Genomic DNA, 14133 nt, shown 5'->3' with positions numbered 1-14133 from the left:
GACGTACGCCGAGGTCGGTGCGGTGCTCGGCGAGGAGGTCGTGATCCACAGGTCGGGGGCCGGGAGAGGTTCGGCGGTCGATCGATATGGATGTGGTTCCGAGTGAGTAATAGCGTCGGTGGAAACTGTGGATGGAGTGCGTTCGTGCAGGTCGCACGGAGCGATCGTCGTGCACAGGGGGTGTGGAGCCACCTGGGGAGTTGCGACGCTGCCTGTGGGGCATGACAGGTTCTGCTGGAGGACACCGCGGTGCCCGCGCATCTCACCACTGTGTAATTCAAGGGTGCCGGCCCGGTCTCTCCACAGGGGGCAGTGGGACCGGGCCGGCACGAATGTTGCCGCGCGCTGATCGTGCGGCAACGTCTGGGGGCGACGCTCAGACGACGGTGAGGGTGACCTCGATGTTGCCGCGGGTGGCGTTGGAGTAGGGGCAGACCTGGTGTGCCTGCTCGACGAGCTCGCGCGCGGTGTCCTGGTCGACGTTGGGGACCGTGACCTCCAGCTGCACGGCGAGGACGAAGCCGCCCTCGTCGTTGGGCAGGATCGAGACGTCGGCAACCACCTCGGTGTCGGTGGCGTCGGCCTTGGCCCGCCCCGCCACGACCTTCAGCGCGGAGTGGAAGCAGGCGGCGTAGCCGGCGGCGAAGAGCTGCTCGGGGTTGGTGGCGCCGCCGGCGCCACCCATCTCCTTGGGAACGCGCACGTCGAGGTCGAGCTGACCGTCGGTCGTCTGGACGTGGCCGTTGCGCCCGTCACCTGTCGCTGCCGCCGAAGCGGTGTAGAGAGCAGTTGTCATGTCTGCAACTGTATTGCGCGCAACCGAATAGCGCAAGAGGTAGGATCAAGGCATGTCCTACCCGCAGCTCCGTCTCGACCAGCAGCTCTGCTTCCCGCTGTACGCCGCGGGGCGTGCCGTCACGCGGGTCTACGGGCTGCTCCTGGCGGAGCTGGACCTGACCTATCCGCAGTACCTCGTGCTGCTGGTGCTCTGGGAGCGCTCCGAGCCGGTCGCCGTGGGTGACCTCGGCCAGGCCCTACGGCTGGACTCCGGCACCCTCAGTCCCCTGCTCAAGCGGCTGGAGTCGGCGGGTCTCGTGCTGCGTCGACGCGACCCGGAGGACGAGCGTCGGGTGCTGGTGGAGCTGAGCGCGGCCGGTCGAGCGCTCGAGGAGCGGGCAGCCGGTGTCCCGCTCGCGCTCGGGCCGGCGCTGGGCATGACGCCGGCGCAGGCCCGCGAGCTGTCCGATCGGCTCTACGGTCTGCTCGACAACGTCGAGGGCTATCTGGCGTCTCAGCCCTGACGGGCCTGCATCTTGACGCGGTTGGTCAGCTCCGAGACCTGGTTGAAGACCGACCTCCGCTCCGCGAGGAGCTGATTGATCTTGCGCTCGGCGTACATGACGGTGGTGTGGTCACGGCCGCCGAACTGCTGGCCGATCTTCGGCAGCGACAGATCGGTGAGCTCACGGCACAGGTACATCGCGATCTGGCGGGCCATCACCAGGTGGCGCCCGCGCGAGGGACCGGTGAGCTCATCGATGCTCAGCCCGAAGTACGCCGCCGTCTGAGCGATGATCAGGCCGGCGGTGATCTCGGGCTCCCCGCCCTCGGGGATGAGGTCCTTGAGCACGATCTCGGCCAGCGTCATGTCGACCTCCTGGCGGTTGAGGTTCGCGAAGGCGGTCACCCGGATCAGCGCGCCCTCGAGCTCGCGGATGTTCGTCTGGATCTTCGTGGCGATGAACTCCAGGACGTCGGCGGGCGCCTTGAGCCGCTCCATGGCCGCCTTCTTGCGCAGGATCGCGATCCGGGTCTCGACGTCCGGCGGCTGCACGTCGGTGATCAGGCCCCACTCGAACCGGTTGCGGAGCCGGTCCTCGAGCGCCTCGAGCCGCTTGGGGGCGCGGTCGGAGGTGAGGACGATCTGCTTGTTGGCGTTGTGCAGCGTGTTGAACGTGTGGAAGAACTCCTCCTGGGTCTGGGTCTTGCCCTCCAGGAACTGGATGTCGTCGATCAGCAGCACGTCGATGTCGCGGTACTTGCGCTTGAAGCGGTCCTGCCGGTCGTCACGGATCGCGTTGATGAACTCGTTGGTGAACTCCTCCGAGCTGACGTAACGGACCTTCGCACCGTTGTAGAGGCTGCGCACGTAGTGACCGATCGCATGCAGCAGGTGCGTCTTGCCCAAGCCTGACTCACCGTAGACCAGGAGCGGGTTGTAGGCCCGGCCCGGCGCCTCGGCGACGGCTACCGCTGCAGCGTGCGGGAAGCGGTTGGAGGAGCCGATCACGAACGTCTCGAAGGTGTACTTCGGATTCAGCCTGCTCTCGGAGCTGGCGCGCTCCGGCTCGCTGGTCACGTGGCGCAGCGCAGGCATCGAGAAGCCGGGCGGGGAGGCGGTTGCCGCCTGAGCGGAGCCGGCGGCAGGGTCGTCGAACCGCGTTGTCGACAAATCGACTTGTGCATGTATCGACGGAGCAACGGGCGCTTCGACCGCGGCGCTCGCCGGGCTCTGCTGGAGCGGACGATCCTCCAGCTCCGGCTTCACGATCGCCGCGATCCGCATCTCCTGGCCGAACCGGGTGCTCAGCGCATCCTCCAGCTCGGCGCGCAGCCGTCCCTCGAGCTGGTTGCGGGTGAAGTCGTTGGGTACGCCGACGAGCACCGTGGTGCCGTGCAGGGCCTCGGGCTGACAGGCCGTCAGCCAGGCGCGCTGATGAGGCTGGAGATCGGCCACGACGCTCTGCCAGGCCTGCCCGAGCTGATCCTGCTGGCCGCTTTCCGGGGGCGTCTCCACGGTCTGTCTGCCTTCCCTGTCGGGGCTGTCGTCTCAGGTGCTGCTGTCATCAATTCACAGCTCTATCCACAAGCTGTGAACCTTCGGCTGATCCTGTGGAAAGAGCCCACCGAGACACATCGCGCGAGCCGTCCATATACCTGTTTCGGCAGGTCAGAGAGGTGATCGAGGGATTTCGTCCTCGGCATCAGACTCTCCGTGACGGAACCTCCACGCGGTGGCAGGGAACCTCGGTAGGCGCCGAACGTAACCCTGCGGGCGACCCAGGGGCAACCCGTCATCCACAGGCATCTGGCAGGCTGGTCAAGAAGGCCCGCGACGGAGATCGCGCGGGTTTGACCCTGCTTCTCGCCAGCGCGTACCGTTGGCAGGTCGCTCGAACAGTCACGGACCACGCCGGGCGCCGCATGTCCACGATCATCCAGCGGTTCTCGTGGACGTCCGGTGTCAGCCGATGCACACCATGGCACCAGGAGACTGGCCGGGGCGATACAGCGTCGGATCCCAACCAGCGGAACCATTACCGAAAGAGATTGAGCTCGTGAGCAAGCGTACGTACCAGCCAAACAACCGTCGTCGCGCGAAGACGCACGGTTTCCGCCTGCGCATGCGGACCCGCGCCGGCCGTGCCATCCTGTCGGCGCGCCGCCGCAAGGGCCGCAAGGACCTCGCCGTCTGAGACCTCGGCCGGCTGTCCACGCCGTGCTCGCCCCGGCACACCGCCTGACCGACCCGGACTCGTTCCGGGTCGCAGTGCGTCAGGGGCGCCGAGCCGGATCGCCCCGTCTGGTCGTCCACTTGTGGCGCGGCGAGGGGTCGGATCCGGCTCGTGTCGGTTTCGTGGTCAGCAAGGCAGTAGGTCCTGCGGTGGTCCGCAACCGCGTGAAGCGTCGTCTCCGGCATCTCGCCCGGGAGTCCCTAGGGGCGCTCCCGGGCGCTGCTGTGCTCGTCGTACGGGCCCAACCTGGTGCGGCGGCCGCGTCGTACGAGGAACTGCGCGCCGACCTGGAGCGTTGTCTGCAGCGGGTGTTGTCGTGAAGTTCGTTCTCATCGGGGTGCTGCGCCTCTACCGCATGCTCATCAGCCCGCTGTACGGGCAGGTCTGCCGCTATCACCCCTCGTGCTCTGCCTACGCGCTCGAGGCGGTGCAGACGCACGGTGCAGCGCGCGGCTCCTGGCTGGCGGCGCGACGGCTCGGCCGGTGCCATCCGTGGGCGGCCGGCGGCTACGACCCGGTGCCGGCGCGCCGGCGCGTCCCCTCTTCTTCGTCCCGCACCAGCGCGGGCAACCCGATGCAAGGAGCCTGACCCGTGGGAGCTATCGGCCAGCTGTTCGGCTGGATCGCCACGCCGCTGTACTACGCCATCTCCGGCATTCTGCTGTTCTGGCACAAGCTGGCCACGCTCGTGCTCTCCCCCAGCAACGGCTGGTCCTGGGTGCTCGCGATCGTGGGTCTGACGGTGACGATCCGCGCGCTGCTGATCCCGCTGTTCGTCAAGCAGATCAAGTCCAGCCGCAACATGCAGCTCATCCAGCCGAAGGTCAAGGAGCTGCAGAAGAAGTACGGCCACGACCGGGAGCGTCTCGCCCAGGAGACGATGAAGCTCTACAAGGACACGGGCACGAATCCGTTCGCGTCGTGCCTGCCGTTGCTGATCCAGATGCCGATCTTCCTCTGCCTGTTCCGGCTGGTGAACTCGGCTGCGCATGGGACGGCTCGTGGGTTCCTGTCCAGTGACGACGTCCAGCACTTCAGCAACGCCAGGATCTTCGGCGCGCGGCTGGCGGACACGTTCAACGGCACCGACGACACCTCGGTCAAGATTCTGGCGGCTGTGCTGGTCGTGGCCATGTGTGTCACGACGTTCCTCACCCAGCGTCAGCTGATGGCCAAGAACATGCCGGCCGACGCGATGCAGGGTCAGTACGCCCAGCAGCAGAAGATGCTGCTCTACGTCCTCCCCTTCGTGTTCGCGATCTCCGGCATCGCCTTCCCGATCGCGGCGATGCTCTACTGGACCACGTCGAACCTGTGGACGATGGGCCAGCAGTTCTACGTCATCCGCAACAGCCCGGCCCCCGGCACCCCGGCGGAGAAGGCCAAGCAGGAGCGCGACCGTGAGAAGGCCGCACGCAAGGCCGCCCGGCACGGCGGCACTGTCGCTGCCGTCGACACCGTCGAGGCGCGCCCGGAGGCCGGCCCGGAGGTCACCGAGCGACCGGCGGCGCGCGCGCAGCCGAAGAAGCAGACCCGTAGCCAGCGCAAGGGCAAGCGCTGACCGACCCCCCGAGAAGGGATCATGGAGTGACTGAGGAGACCAAGGTGGCCTCGACCGAGGCCGACCGGATCAAGCAGCTCGAGCGTGAGGGCGACATCGCCGCGGACTACCTCGAGGAGCTGCTGGACATCGCCGACCTGGACGGCGATCTCGATATGGATGTCGAAGGGGACCGCGCCGCTGTCTCGATCGTCGGCGCCGACCTGGCGCAGCTGGTCGGGCAGCACGGCGAGGTGCTCGATGCGCTCCAGGAGCTGACCAGGCTCGCCGTATATCGCGACACCGGCGAGCGGTCGCGGCTGATGTTGGACATCTCGGGCTTCCGGGCGGACCGCCGGTCCACCCTGATGGCGCTGGCGGCGGACACGGTGGCGAAGGTCCGTGAGTCGGGCGAGTCGGTCTCGCTGAAGCCGATGTCCCCCTTCGAGCGGAAGGTCGTCCACGACGCCGTCGCTTCCGCGGGCCTGAGCTCTGAGTCGGAGGGCGTCGAACCGCGACGGTACGTCGTGGTGCTGCCGGCTTGATCCGATGAGCGACGTTTCACGTGAAACACCCTCCGTGCCCGCGGTGGCACGGAGGGTGTTTCATATCGACCGGCTCCCGCTCGCGGAGTCCTATGCCACCCTGCTCGCGACCGCGGGCGTCGAGCGCGGTCTCATCGGCCCACGGGAGGCGCCCCGGCTGTGGGATCGCCACCTGCTGAACAGTGCGGTGCTGGCGGACCTCCTCCCCCACGCCTCGACGGTCGTGGACATCGGCTCAGGGGCGGGCCTCCCCGGGATCGTGCTCGCGATCCGCCGCCCCGATCTGCATCTCACGTTGGTGGAGCCGCTGCTCCGCCGTACGACGTTCCTGTCCGAGGTCGTCGCCGCGCTGTCGCTCTCGAACGTCGAGGTGGTGCGCGGACGGGCCGACGCGTTGCATGGGAGACGACGCTTCGACGTCGTCACCTCACGAGCGGTGGCGCCACTGGACCGGCTGCTGGAGTGGTCGATGCCGCTGGTCGACGCGCACGGGGCGCTGGTCGCGATGAAGGGATCGTCGGTCGGCGAGGAGGTGACGTCTGCGCGGTCGGTTCTCGCTCGGATGGGATGTGCGGATCCGACGGTGCACGTGCTTGGTGAGGGACTGCTCGAGGCCACGACGATCGCCCTGCGAGTGGCCTGGGCCGATCCGACGACTGTATCTTTGCCGTCTGCGACCGCAGCGGCCCGAGGTCGCACCGGTGTCAGGAGTGCTCGATCGAAGCGAAGGAAGAACACGTGACCGACGGTCGGACGGACCAGGGCGCAGCCCGCTCGGCAGGCGCCTCCCCGGAGTTTTCCACCGGTCCGAAGGGTGCGGCTGAGCGTGAATATCCACAGAACGGTGCCGGTAATCCACAGGCCGCGGATGGCGATGTTTCACGTGAAACAGCCAGCTCCCCCTTCAAGGTCCGCACAGCCGCGGACCTGGCCGACTTCGCTCAGGTGATCGCTGACGACGAGACGCCGCTGGCACGCGCCACTGAGAACACCTTGTTGGCACGCCAGCAGTCGCAGGTGCGTCCGCCCATGCCGAGGCCTTCGGCTACCCGCGTGATGGTGGTCGCGAACCAGAAGGGCGGCGTCGGCAAGACCACCTCCACGGTGAACCTTGCTGCCGGCCTGGCGCAGCTGGGTCAGCGCGTCCTTGTCGTGGACCTCGACCCGCAGGGGAACGCCTCGACGGCGCTCTCGGTGGAGCACTTCCAGGGAACGCCGGGGACCTATGAGCTCCTGGTCGACGACACCGCGCTGAACGAGGTGGTGCGTCAGTGCCCCGAGGTCCCGCTCCTCGAGGTCGTGCCGGCGACCATCGATCTGGCCGGAGCCGAGATCGAGCTGGTGAGCGTGGTCGCCCGGGAGGGACGGCTCAAGAAGGCTCTCTTGGCGAGCGGCCGGGTCGGAGACGTCTCCCTGGGGGAGGACCGCTGGGACTACGTGCTCGTCGACTGTCCCCCCTCACTCGGACTCCTGACGCTGAACGCTCTGGTCGCCGGTGCCGAGCTGCTGATTCCGATCCAGGCGGAGTACTACGCCCTCGAGGGCCTCGGACAGCTGCTGAAGACAGTGGACATGGTGCGGGCCCACCTCAATCCCGAACTCGCCGTCTCGACGATCCTGATCACGATGTACGACGCCCGCACCCGGCTTGCCGCCGGAGTCGCCGAGGAGGTCCGCGGACACTTCGGTGATCAGGTGCTGCGCACCTACATCCCTCGCTCGGTGCGGGTCTCGGAGGCGCCGTCGTACGGCCAGACGGTGATGACCTACGACCCGGGATCTCCGGGGGCGCTCAGTTACCTCGAGGCGGCTCGAGAGATCGCTCGAAAGGGGATGGAGGCGTGAGCAAGCCGGCGCCGAGGCGAGGACTGGGCCGGGGTCTCGGCTCGCTGATACCGACCATGCCGAGCGAGGAAGCGGACGCGGGCCAGCGCAACTCCGACGTCCGGGATGCGGACTTCGCCTCAGGAGCGACGAACGGCGACGCGGCGTACCTGGGGGCCGCCGGGGGCCTACGAGGCTCTCAGATCGAAGATTCGGGTCTTCGGCCCGTCGAGGGCGCCTACTTCGCCGAGCTTCCGCTCACCTCGATCCGGCCGAACCATGCGCAGCCTCGCCAGGTCTTCGACGAGGAGGCGATGGACGAGCTCGTGCACTCGGTCAGGGAGGTCGGCCTCCTGCAGCCGATCGTGGTGCGTCGCGCGGGGGAGGAGGAGTACGAGCTCGTCATGGGTGAGCGTCGCTGGCGCGCCAGTCAGCGCGCCGGCCTGGTGACGATCCCCGCGATCGTGCGCGAGACCGACGACACCGACATGCTCCGGGACGCCCTCCTGGAGAACCTGCACCGGTCGCAGCTCAATCCGCTGGAGGAGGCGGCCGCCTACCAGCAGCTGCTCGAGGACTTCAGCTGCACCCACGAGGAGCTGGCCACCCGGATCGGCCGTTCGCGCCCGCAGATCAGCAACACGCTGCGCCTGCTGCGGCTCTCCCCGGCGGTACAGCGCCGGGTCGCCGCCGGAGTGCTCTCCGCGGGGCACGCCCGATCGCTCCTGGGCGTCGACGACGCGGCCACCCAGGACGAGCTGGCCCAGCGGGTCGTCTCGGAGGGGATCAGCGTGCGCGGCCTCGAAGAGATCGTCGCGCTGCGTGACATCGGCGGCGGCCCGTCCAAGCGTCGCTCGGCCCGGCTCAAGGATCCCGCCCCCGATCTCAATGAGTACGCCGACCGCTTGGCCGACCGGCTCGAGACCAGCGTGCGGGTCGACATGGGTCAGGCGAAGGGCAAGATCACCGTCGAGTTCGCGACGGTGGAGGATCTGCGCCGGATCGTCGACATCATGGATCCTCGGAATCGAAGCGATAGAGCGATCTAGCGACAAGTAGATATGTCGACATTCGAGTGTCGATTGCGGCGCGCTGGGCGTCGCCAGCCGTCTCGCTGAGTGGGTCGGCACGCGCAGCCCCGGCCGGCGCGCACGATCCTGCGGCGGGAGACGGCTACTGCGTGTCGGTGCTCGGATACTCCGCGCTCGACGGAAGCAGACCGGTGGCATCGACGGCGCCGAACGTCTGGCGCAGCTCCATCTCCTCCTCGATCACGCCGGCGAGGCGCCGTACGCCCTCGCGGATGCGCTCCGGCGTGGGGTAGCAGTAGGAGAGACGCATCGACGCGGAGCCGAAGCCGTCGGCGAAGAAGGCCGTGCCGGGCACGTAGGCCACCCGGGCGGTGACCGCGCGCGGCAGCATCGCCTTCGCGTTGACACCCGGAGGGAGGGTCAGCCACACGTAGAAGCCACCCGAGGGAACGTTCCAGTGGCAGCCGGCCGGCATCATGTCCGCGAGAGCGCTGACCATCGCGTCGCGGCGCTCGCGGTACATCTCGCGGAACTGCTTGATCTGCCCCTGCCAGTCGTGGTTCGCCAGGTAGGCGGAGATCGCCATCTGGCTGAACTGCGGCGGGCAGAGCGTGGCGCTCTCCTGGGCGAGGACGAGCTTCTCGCGGACGGTGTGGGGTGCGAGCGCCCATCCCACCCGGAAGCCCGGAGCGAACGTCTTGGAGAACGAGCCCAGGTAGATGATGTTGTCGTTCGACATCGAGCGCATCGCCGGCAGCGGATCCTCGTCGAAGCCCAGGAGCCCGTACGGATTGTCCTCGAGGATCAGGATGTTCTCCGCAGCGCAGATCTCGACGATCTCGCGACGACGTGCGACCGAGAGCGTCACTCCGGCCGGGTTGTGGAAGTTCGGGATCGTGTAGAGGAACTTGATCCGCTTGCCGGCCGCCCGCACCGAGGCGATGGCCGCCCGCAACGCGTCGGGTCGCAGACCCTCCGCGTCCATCTCGGCGTGCACCACGTCGCACTGGTAGGACTTGAAGACGCCCAGAGCGCCGACGTACGAGGGCGCCTCGCAGATGATCACGTCGCCCGGGTCGCAGAAGATGCGGGTCACCAGGTCGACGGCCTGCTGAGAGCCGACCGTGACCACGACGTCGTCGGGGTGGGCCTCGATGCCCTCGAGTCGCATCACGTCGGTGATCTGCTCGCGCAGCTCGGGGATGCCCTGGCCCGAGCCGTACTGCATGGCGACGGTGCCGTGGTCACGGACGACGCCGTCGATCGCCTCCGCGACGACGTCCAGCGGGAGGCCGGAGATGTTCGGCATGCCGCCGGCGAGCGAGACGACCTCCGGGCGGGAGGCCACGGCGAAGAGCGCGCGGATCTCGGACTGGGTCATCCCTGCCGTGCGCGCGGCGTAGCGGTCGACGTAGGGATCGAGGCGATTGCTGCTGCGCGCTGTGGGAGTAGTGTCCATGATCGTTCTAGCATGAAGGATGTCACAGCTTCGCGCATCACCGCTTCCCTGACCGGAGTGAGATGTCCCGCAAGATCCTGCCCTTGACACTGGACCGCCTCGCAGATCTGGCCGCGCCCTGCCGCAGCTGCCTGTTCTGGGAGCTTGACCCCGTCCGCCGCGACCGGGTGCCGGCGCAGGAGCGGATCCAGGCCAAGGAGGCCTGGCTGAGCGAGGTGCTGCGGGAGTGGGGCTCGTGCGGACGCGTCGCTGTGGTCGAGGATCGCCCGGTCGGCTTCGTCGTCTATGTCCCGGCGGCGTACGCACCCGGAGCCGACGCGTTCCCGACGGCGCCGGTCTCCCCGGACGCGGTGCTGCTGACGACCGTCTGGCTCGATCCGCAGTACGCCGGCGGGGGACTGGGCCGCATGCTCGTGCAGGGCATGGCTCGGGACCTGATCAGGCGTGGCGGCGTCAAGGCGGTCGAGGCCTTCGGTGACGTGGGGCCGATGAGCGCGATCTCGCACGGCAGCAGGTGCGCGGCGCCGGCGGAGTTCCTGGCCCGGGTCGGCTTCAAGACCCACCGCGCGCACCCGACCGCTCCACGGCTGCGGATGGACCTGGGCACCGCCGTGACCTGGCGCGACGAGGTGGAGGCGGCGTTGGAGAAGCTGCTCGGTGCGGTGCGACCGCACCATCAGCCGCACCCACGTCCCGTGCCGCGGGCCGGAACCCACTTCCGTCGCCCCGACCATCCCTAGGTCGAGCGGGGAGTTCCGGCTGACCTGCGCGGCTGACCCCCGAACGCAGCGAGGCCCGCGCCGAAGCGCGGGCCTCGCGGGCAGTGCCGGGTGCTCAGCCGAGGTAGGGCGCGAGCTCCGCGAGGAGCGCTGCCTTCGGCTTGGCGCCGACGATCGACTTCACGACCTCGCCACCCTGGTAGACGTTGAGCGTCGGGATGCCCGTGACGCGGTAGTTCGACGGCGTCACCGGGTTCTCGTCGACGTTCATCTTCACGAAAGTGACCTTGTCGCTGTGCTGCCCGGCGATCTCGTCGAGGATCGGAGCGACCTGGCGGCACGGACCGCACCACTCCGCCCAGAAGTCGACCAGGACGGGCTTGTCGGACTTGAGGACCTTGGCGTCGAACTCGGCGTCGGTCACGGCGGTGATGTTGTCAGCCATGCGGGCTCACCCTTCGTTGAGATGTGTAGCGGAGCTAGAGGAAGAACAGGAGCGGAGCTGGATTTGTTCCCGGCGTGCAGCGCCTGCCACGAGCCGGGAACCCTCCCGCGCAGCGGCTCAGGCGCCGCCGAGCTCGGCGAGCTCGAGGTCGGCGCGCGCCTGCGCCTCGGCACCCGAGCTGGCCAGGTTCAGGTCGAACTCGGAGAGGTAGCGCTCGGCATCCAGAGCCGCCGAGCAACCCGAGCCCGCGGCCGTGACGGCCTGCCGGTAGACGTGGTCGACGAGGTCACCGCAGGCGAACACGCCGGGGACGTTGGTCGCCGTCGAGCCGCCGGCCGCGCGGGCGGTCAGCACGTAGCCGTCGTTGTCGAGCTCGACCTGGCCCTTGACGATCTCCGAGCGCGGGTCGTGCCCGATCGCGATGAACAGGCCCGTCGCGGGCAGCTCGCGGGTCTCGCCGGTGACGGTGTCGCGCAGCGTCAGCGACTCGAGCCGGTCGGTGCCGTTGATCGTCTCGATCACCGAGTTCCACTCGATCTCGAGCTTCGGGTCGTTGAACGCACGCTCCTGCATGATCTTGGACGCCCGCAGCTCGTCGCGCCGTACGATCAGCGACACCTTGGAGCCGAACCGGGTCAGGAAGGTCGCCTCCTCGACGGCGGAGTCGCCACCGCCGACCACGGCGATGTGCTGCTCGCGGAAGAAGAAGCCGTCGCAGGTGGCGCACCAGGAGACGCCCTTGCCGGAGAACAGATCCTCCTTGTCGATGCCCAGCTTGCGGTAGCCCGAGCCCATCGCCAGGATCACCGAGCGCGCGTAGTGCGTCTCGGTGGCGGTCTTGACCACCTTGACGTCGCCGGACAGGTCGACCTCGACCACGTCGTCCGGGATGAGCTCGGCGCCGAAGCGCTCTGCCTGGGCGCGCATGTTGTCCATCAGCTCCGGGCCCATGATGCCGTCGCGGAAGCCGGGGAAGTTCTCCACGTCGGTGGTGTTCATCAGGGCACCACCGGCCGTCACCGAACCCTCGAAGACGAGCGGCTCGAGGCTGGCGCGCGCGGTGTAGACGGCAGCGGTGTAGCCGGCCGGTCCGGAACCGATGACGATGACGTTGCGGGGCTCGGTCGGTGACGAGCTGGGCATGGACTGACTCCCTGGGTTGGTGACGCTTCGAGAACCGATCGTAGGCGAGAAAGATTCCCGTTCCGTACGTCGGGCACACCGGCCGGCAGCCCCGGCGAGAGGCAGGCCTCAGCGCTGGGTTCCGGTGACCGCCACCTCGGCGACCTCGCCACGGTACCCGCCCGCGACGTGGGGCAGCGAGGTCAGCCAGACCACCAGGTAGCGACCCGTGGCGCCGTTCAGTCCGACCCGCTGACCGGCGCGCGTCACGGTCGCGGTGGCGGCGCGCTGCAGGCCCGTCACACCGGTGGGCTCGGCGTCCGCGACGAAGAAGGAGACGGCCGTGGGGCTGCCGTTCATCGTGACCTTGACCGACTCGAGCGCGTAGGTCCCGTGCAGGTCGAGCACCAGTCCCACCCCGCTCTTGAGCGCCGGCGCGCTCGGCCCGAGCTGCGACTTGTAGGTGTTGGTGTGCCAGGCCGTGGACACCTTGCCGTCGACAGCGTTCCTCGCCAGCGCCGGGTACTCGCTGGGCGGGTCGCCGAGCGGGTCGAAGTCGGTGGCGGTGACGCCGGTGACGGCCTGCGCGGCACGCGAGCTCGCCGAGGCGCTCGGCGACGTCGACGGGGTGCCGTCGCCGCCGCCTCCGCCGGAGAGGTCGCGCACGGCCAGGACGGCCGCCACCACGAGGACCAGCACCACCAGCCCGATCGCGAGCGGCAGCCAGCGGCGGCGCCGGGGTGGCACCCGGTCCTCGCCCCAGGGCCAGTACTCCTCCGCAACGGGCGCCGGCGCGGCGTGCCCCCCGGACGAGACGGGGACCGAACTCGGCGTGTCGCCGGCCGCCCCCTCCGGCGGCCGCGGGACCCGCGGCTCGTCGGCGAACAGCGGCTTCGGAGCAGGCGGCTCGAGGGGCGGTGGTGGCGGGGCAGGCGTGGTGCGCGGCAGGTGCCAGGACGAGTCGTCCTCGAACGGGGGCAGCGACGCCTGGGTCGGGATGTCGGTGTGATCGCCCCGGACGACTGTCTCGTCCTCGTGCCGCTCCGCCGGCTCGTCCGGGCTCCCCGGTGCCGCCGCCGGCTCCTCGACGGGCAGGCGCAGCGAGGTGGTGATCCTCGGCCGGGCTGCGCCGTCCGGTTGCTCGGCGGGGAGGCCCACCACGTCCGACGGGTCGCCCAGGTACTCCATCAGGCGCTGGTGCAGGTAGCGCGCGTCGAGCACCGGTCCCTGGTGCCTGCCACGGGCATCCGGGTTCAGCGCAGCCTCGCAGAGCTCGTCGAGCACCCTCGGTACGCCGGCGCGTACCTGTCGTGGGCGCATCGGGTGACCACCCACGCTCGGGGTGGGCGGCACCGCCGACTCGTGGAATCCCGACCAGGTGCCGGTCAGACAGGCCGCCAGGATGGCCGCCAGGGCCGCGTCGTCGTCGGCCGGAGTGCCGGCCGGGAAGCCGTAGAGCGCTGCCTCGACGGCGAAGCCGATGATCCGGACGGAGCCGCCCTCGTCGATCAGCACCTTCTCCGGATTGAGCCGACCGTGGGCGTGCCCGGCGCCGTGCGCCTTGCCCAACGCGGCCGCGACCTCGGCCGTGATCCAGGCGGAGCGCCGGGGCGAGAGCGGCCCGGAGCGGGCGAGCACGATGTCGAGCGACGTGCCCCGCCCCCATTCGTTGACGACGTAGGAGCTGCCGTCGCGGGTCTCGGCGTCCAGGACCCGCAGCAGGCGCGGGTCGAGGATGGAGGCCGAGGCACGGGCGGCGTCCATCAGGGCCGGGGCGCGGGAGTCGTCAGCATCGATCACGTGTACGGCGACGGGCCGTCCCAGGACACTGTCGTGCGCGAGCCAGAACCGTCCGTGCGCCGTCTCGCTGAGCAGGTCGGCCAGTCGGTAGCGCCCCGCGAGGACGTCACCCGGCCGATGCGCTGTCATGGAC

16 protein-coding genes are annotated in these 14133 nt (G+C 69.2%); 10 read left to right on the top strand and 6 right to left on the bottom strand.

The genetic code is table 11. The annotated features are described in order from the left end of the window. Nucleotides 1–376: 376 nt before the first annotated feature. The gene (locus P5P86_RS01710; RefSeq protein WP_280609540.1) at nucleotides 377–796 is read right to left on the bottom strand and encodes an organic hydroperoxide resistance protein; all 420 of its coding nucleotides are present in this window, start codon (nucleotides 794–796) and stop codon (nucleotides 377–379) included. Between the two features lie 52 nt (nucleotides 797–848). Between P5P86_RS01710 and P5P86_RS01705 the strand changes: the two genes are divergently transcribed. Continuing rightward, a complete protein-coding gene (locus P5P86_RS01705) occupies nucleotides 849–1301 on the top strand; it encodes a MarR family winged helix-turn-helix transcriptional regulator (protein WP_280609539.1) in 453 nt (150 codons plus the stop codon). On the opposite strand, the gene dnaA is transcribed toward P5P86_RS01705, so the two are convergent. Further along, on the bottom strand, nucleotides 1292–2797 hold the full coding sequence (gene dnaA, locus P5P86_RS01700; RefSeq protein ID WP_280609538.1) for a chromosomal replication initiator protein DnaA: 1506 nt from the start codon (nucleotides 2795–2797) through the stop codon (nucleotides 1292–1294). The genes P5P86_RS01705 and dnaA overlap by 10 nt on opposite strands. A 541-nt stretch (nucleotides 2798–3338) precedes the next feature. Here dnaA and rpmH point away from each other — a divergent pair. The 8 genes from rpmH to P5P86_RS01660 all read left to right on the top strand — a co-directional run bounded on the left by rpmH (nucleotide 3339) and on the right by P5P86_RS01660 (nucleotide 8473). Continuing rightward, nucleotides 3339–3476, top strand: a complete 138-nt coding sequence (rpmH, locus tag P5P86_RS01695; RefSeq protein ID WP_091126038.1) for a 50S ribosomal protein L34 — start codon at nucleotides 3339–3341, stop codon at nucleotides 3474–3476. Nucleotides 3477–3499: 23 nt separating this feature from the next. Further along, a complete protein-coding gene (rnpA, locus tag P5P86_RS01690) occupies nucleotides 3500–3835 on the top strand; it encodes a ribonuclease P protein component (protein WP_280609537.1) in 336 nt (111 codons plus the stop codon). Then, nucleotides 3832–4104 (top strand): membrane protein insertion efficiency factor YidD, encoded by a 273-nt coding sequence (yidD, locus tag P5P86_RS01685; RefSeq protein ID WP_280609536.1) that lies wholly within the window; start codon nucleotides 3832–3834, stop codon nucleotides 4102–4104. Before rnpA ends, yidD begins: the two co-directional genes overlap by 4 nt. A 3-nt stretch (nucleotides 4105–4107) precedes the next feature. Beyond that, nucleotides 4108–5076, top strand: coding sequence for a membrane protein insertase YidC (gene yidC, locus P5P86_RS01680; protein ID WP_280609535.1), 969 nt, complete (start codon nucleotides 4108–4110; stop codon nucleotides 5074–5076). A gap of 26 nt (nucleotides 5077–5102) precedes the next feature. Continuing rightward, nucleotides 5103–5600 (top strand): Jag family protein, encoded by a 498-nt coding sequence (locus tag P5P86_RS01675; protein WP_280609533.1) that lies wholly within the window; start codon nucleotides 5103–5105, stop codon nucleotides 5598–5600. A gap of 4 nt (nucleotides 5601–5604) precedes the next feature. Next, the gene (gene rsmG / locus P5P86_RS01670) at nucleotides 5605–6342 is read left to right on the top strand and encodes a 16S rRNA (guanine(527)-N(7))-methyltransferase RsmG (RefSeq protein WP_280609532.1); all 738 of its coding nucleotides are present in this window, start codon (nucleotides 5605–5607) and stop codon (nucleotides 6340–6342) included. 227 nt (nucleotides 6343–6569) lie between these two features. Beyond that, entirely contained in the window at nucleotides 6570–7445 is an 876-nt protein-coding gene (locus P5P86_RS01665; RefSeq protein ID WP_280611302.1) for a ParA family protein, read from the top strand. A 56-nt stretch (nucleotides 7446–7501) separates the two neighbouring features. Then, the gene (locus P5P86_RS01660) at nucleotides 7502–8473 is read left to right on the top strand and encodes a ParB/RepB/Spo0J family partition protein (RefSeq protein WP_280609531.1); all 972 of its coding nucleotides are present in this window, start codon (nucleotides 7502–7504) and stop codon (nucleotides 8471–8473) included. A 124-nt stretch (nucleotides 8474–8597) separates the two neighbouring features. On the opposite strand, the gene P5P86_RS01655 is transcribed toward P5P86_RS01660, so the two are convergent. Further along, nucleotides 8598–9914 carry an aminotransferase-like domain-containing protein gene (locus P5P86_RS01655; RefSeq protein WP_280609530.1) on the bottom strand — a complete coding sequence of 439 codons (1317 nt, stop codon included), beginning with the start codon at nucleotides 9912–9914 and terminating at the stop codon, nucleotides 8598–8600. 83 nt (nucleotides 9915–9997) lie between these two features. On the opposite strand from P5P86_RS01655, the gene P5P86_RS01650 reads away from it, so the two are divergent. After that, a complete protein-coding gene (locus tag P5P86_RS01650) occupies nucleotides 9998–10654 on the top strand; it encodes a GNAT family N-acetyltransferase (protein ID WP_280609529.1) in 657 nt (218 codons plus the stop codon). Nucleotides 10655–10748: 94 nt separating this feature from the next. On the opposite strand, the gene trxA is transcribed toward P5P86_RS01650, so the two are convergent. From trxA to P5P86_RS01635, 3 genes are all read right to left on the bottom strand, one after another. After that, a complete protein-coding gene (gene trxA / locus P5P86_RS01645) occupies nucleotides 10749–11078 on the bottom strand; it encodes a thioredoxin (RefSeq protein ID WP_280609528.1) in 330 nt (109 codons plus the stop codon). Nucleotides 11079–11195: 117 nt separating this feature from the next. Further along, nucleotides 11196–12221: a thioredoxin-disulfide reductase gene (gene trxB / locus P5P86_RS01640; protein WP_280609527.1), complete on the bottom strand. Its 1026-nt coding sequence runs from the start codon at nucleotides 12219–12221 to the stop codon at nucleotides 11196–11198. 108 nt (nucleotides 12222–12329) lie between these two features. Next, the gene (locus tag P5P86_RS01635; RefSeq protein WP_280609526.1) at nucleotides 12330–14129 is read right to left on the bottom strand and encodes a protein kinase family protein; all 1800 of its coding nucleotides are present in this window, start codon (nucleotides 14127–14129) and stop codon (nucleotides 12330–12332) included. Between the last annotated feature and the right edge of the window lie 4 nt (nucleotides 14130–14133).

This window comes from Nocardioides sp. BP30 (assembly GCF_029873215.1).
Lineage (GTDB): Bacteria > Actinomycetota > Actinomycetes > Propionibacteriales > Nocardioidaceae > Nocardioides.
The sequence above is the reverse complement of the archived record's forward strand: the minus strand, read 5'-3'. Positions and strand labels throughout refer to the sequence as shown.

Excerpts from the sequence above, each read along its gene's own strand:
- P5P86_RS01655 (WP_280609530.1), bottom strand. The coding sequence starts at position 9,914 with ATGGACACTACTCCCACAGCGCGCAGCAGCAATCGCCTCGATCCCTAC.
- trxA (WP_280609528.1), bottom strand. The coding sequence starts at position 11,078 with ATGGCTGACAACATCACCGCCGTGACCGACGCCGAGTTCGACGCCAAG.
- P5P86_RS01705 (WP_280609539.1), top strand. The coding sequence starts at position 849 with ATGTCCTACCCGCAGCTCCGTCTCGACCAGCAGCTCTGCTTCCCGCTG.
- rsmG (WP_280609532.1), top strand. The coding sequence starts at position 5,605 with ATGAGCGACGTTTCACGTGAAACACCCTCCGTGCCCGCGGTGGCACGG.
- trxB (WP_280609527.1), bottom strand. The coding sequence starts at position 12,221 with ATGCCCAGCTCGTCACCGACCGAGCCCCGCAACGTCATCGTCATCGGT.
- P5P86_RS01660 (WP_280609531.1), top strand. The coding sequence starts at position 7,502 with ATGCCGAGCGAGGAAGCGGACGCGGGCCAGCGCAACTCCGACGTCCGG.
- P5P86_RS01635 (WP_280609526.1), bottom strand. The coding sequence starts at position 14,129 with ATGACAGCGCATCGGCCGGGTGACGTCCTCGCGGGGCGCTACCGACTG.
- P5P86_RS01710 (WP_280609540.1), bottom strand. The coding sequence starts at position 796 with ATGACAACTGCTCTCTACACCGCTTCGGCGGCAGCGACAGGTGACGGG.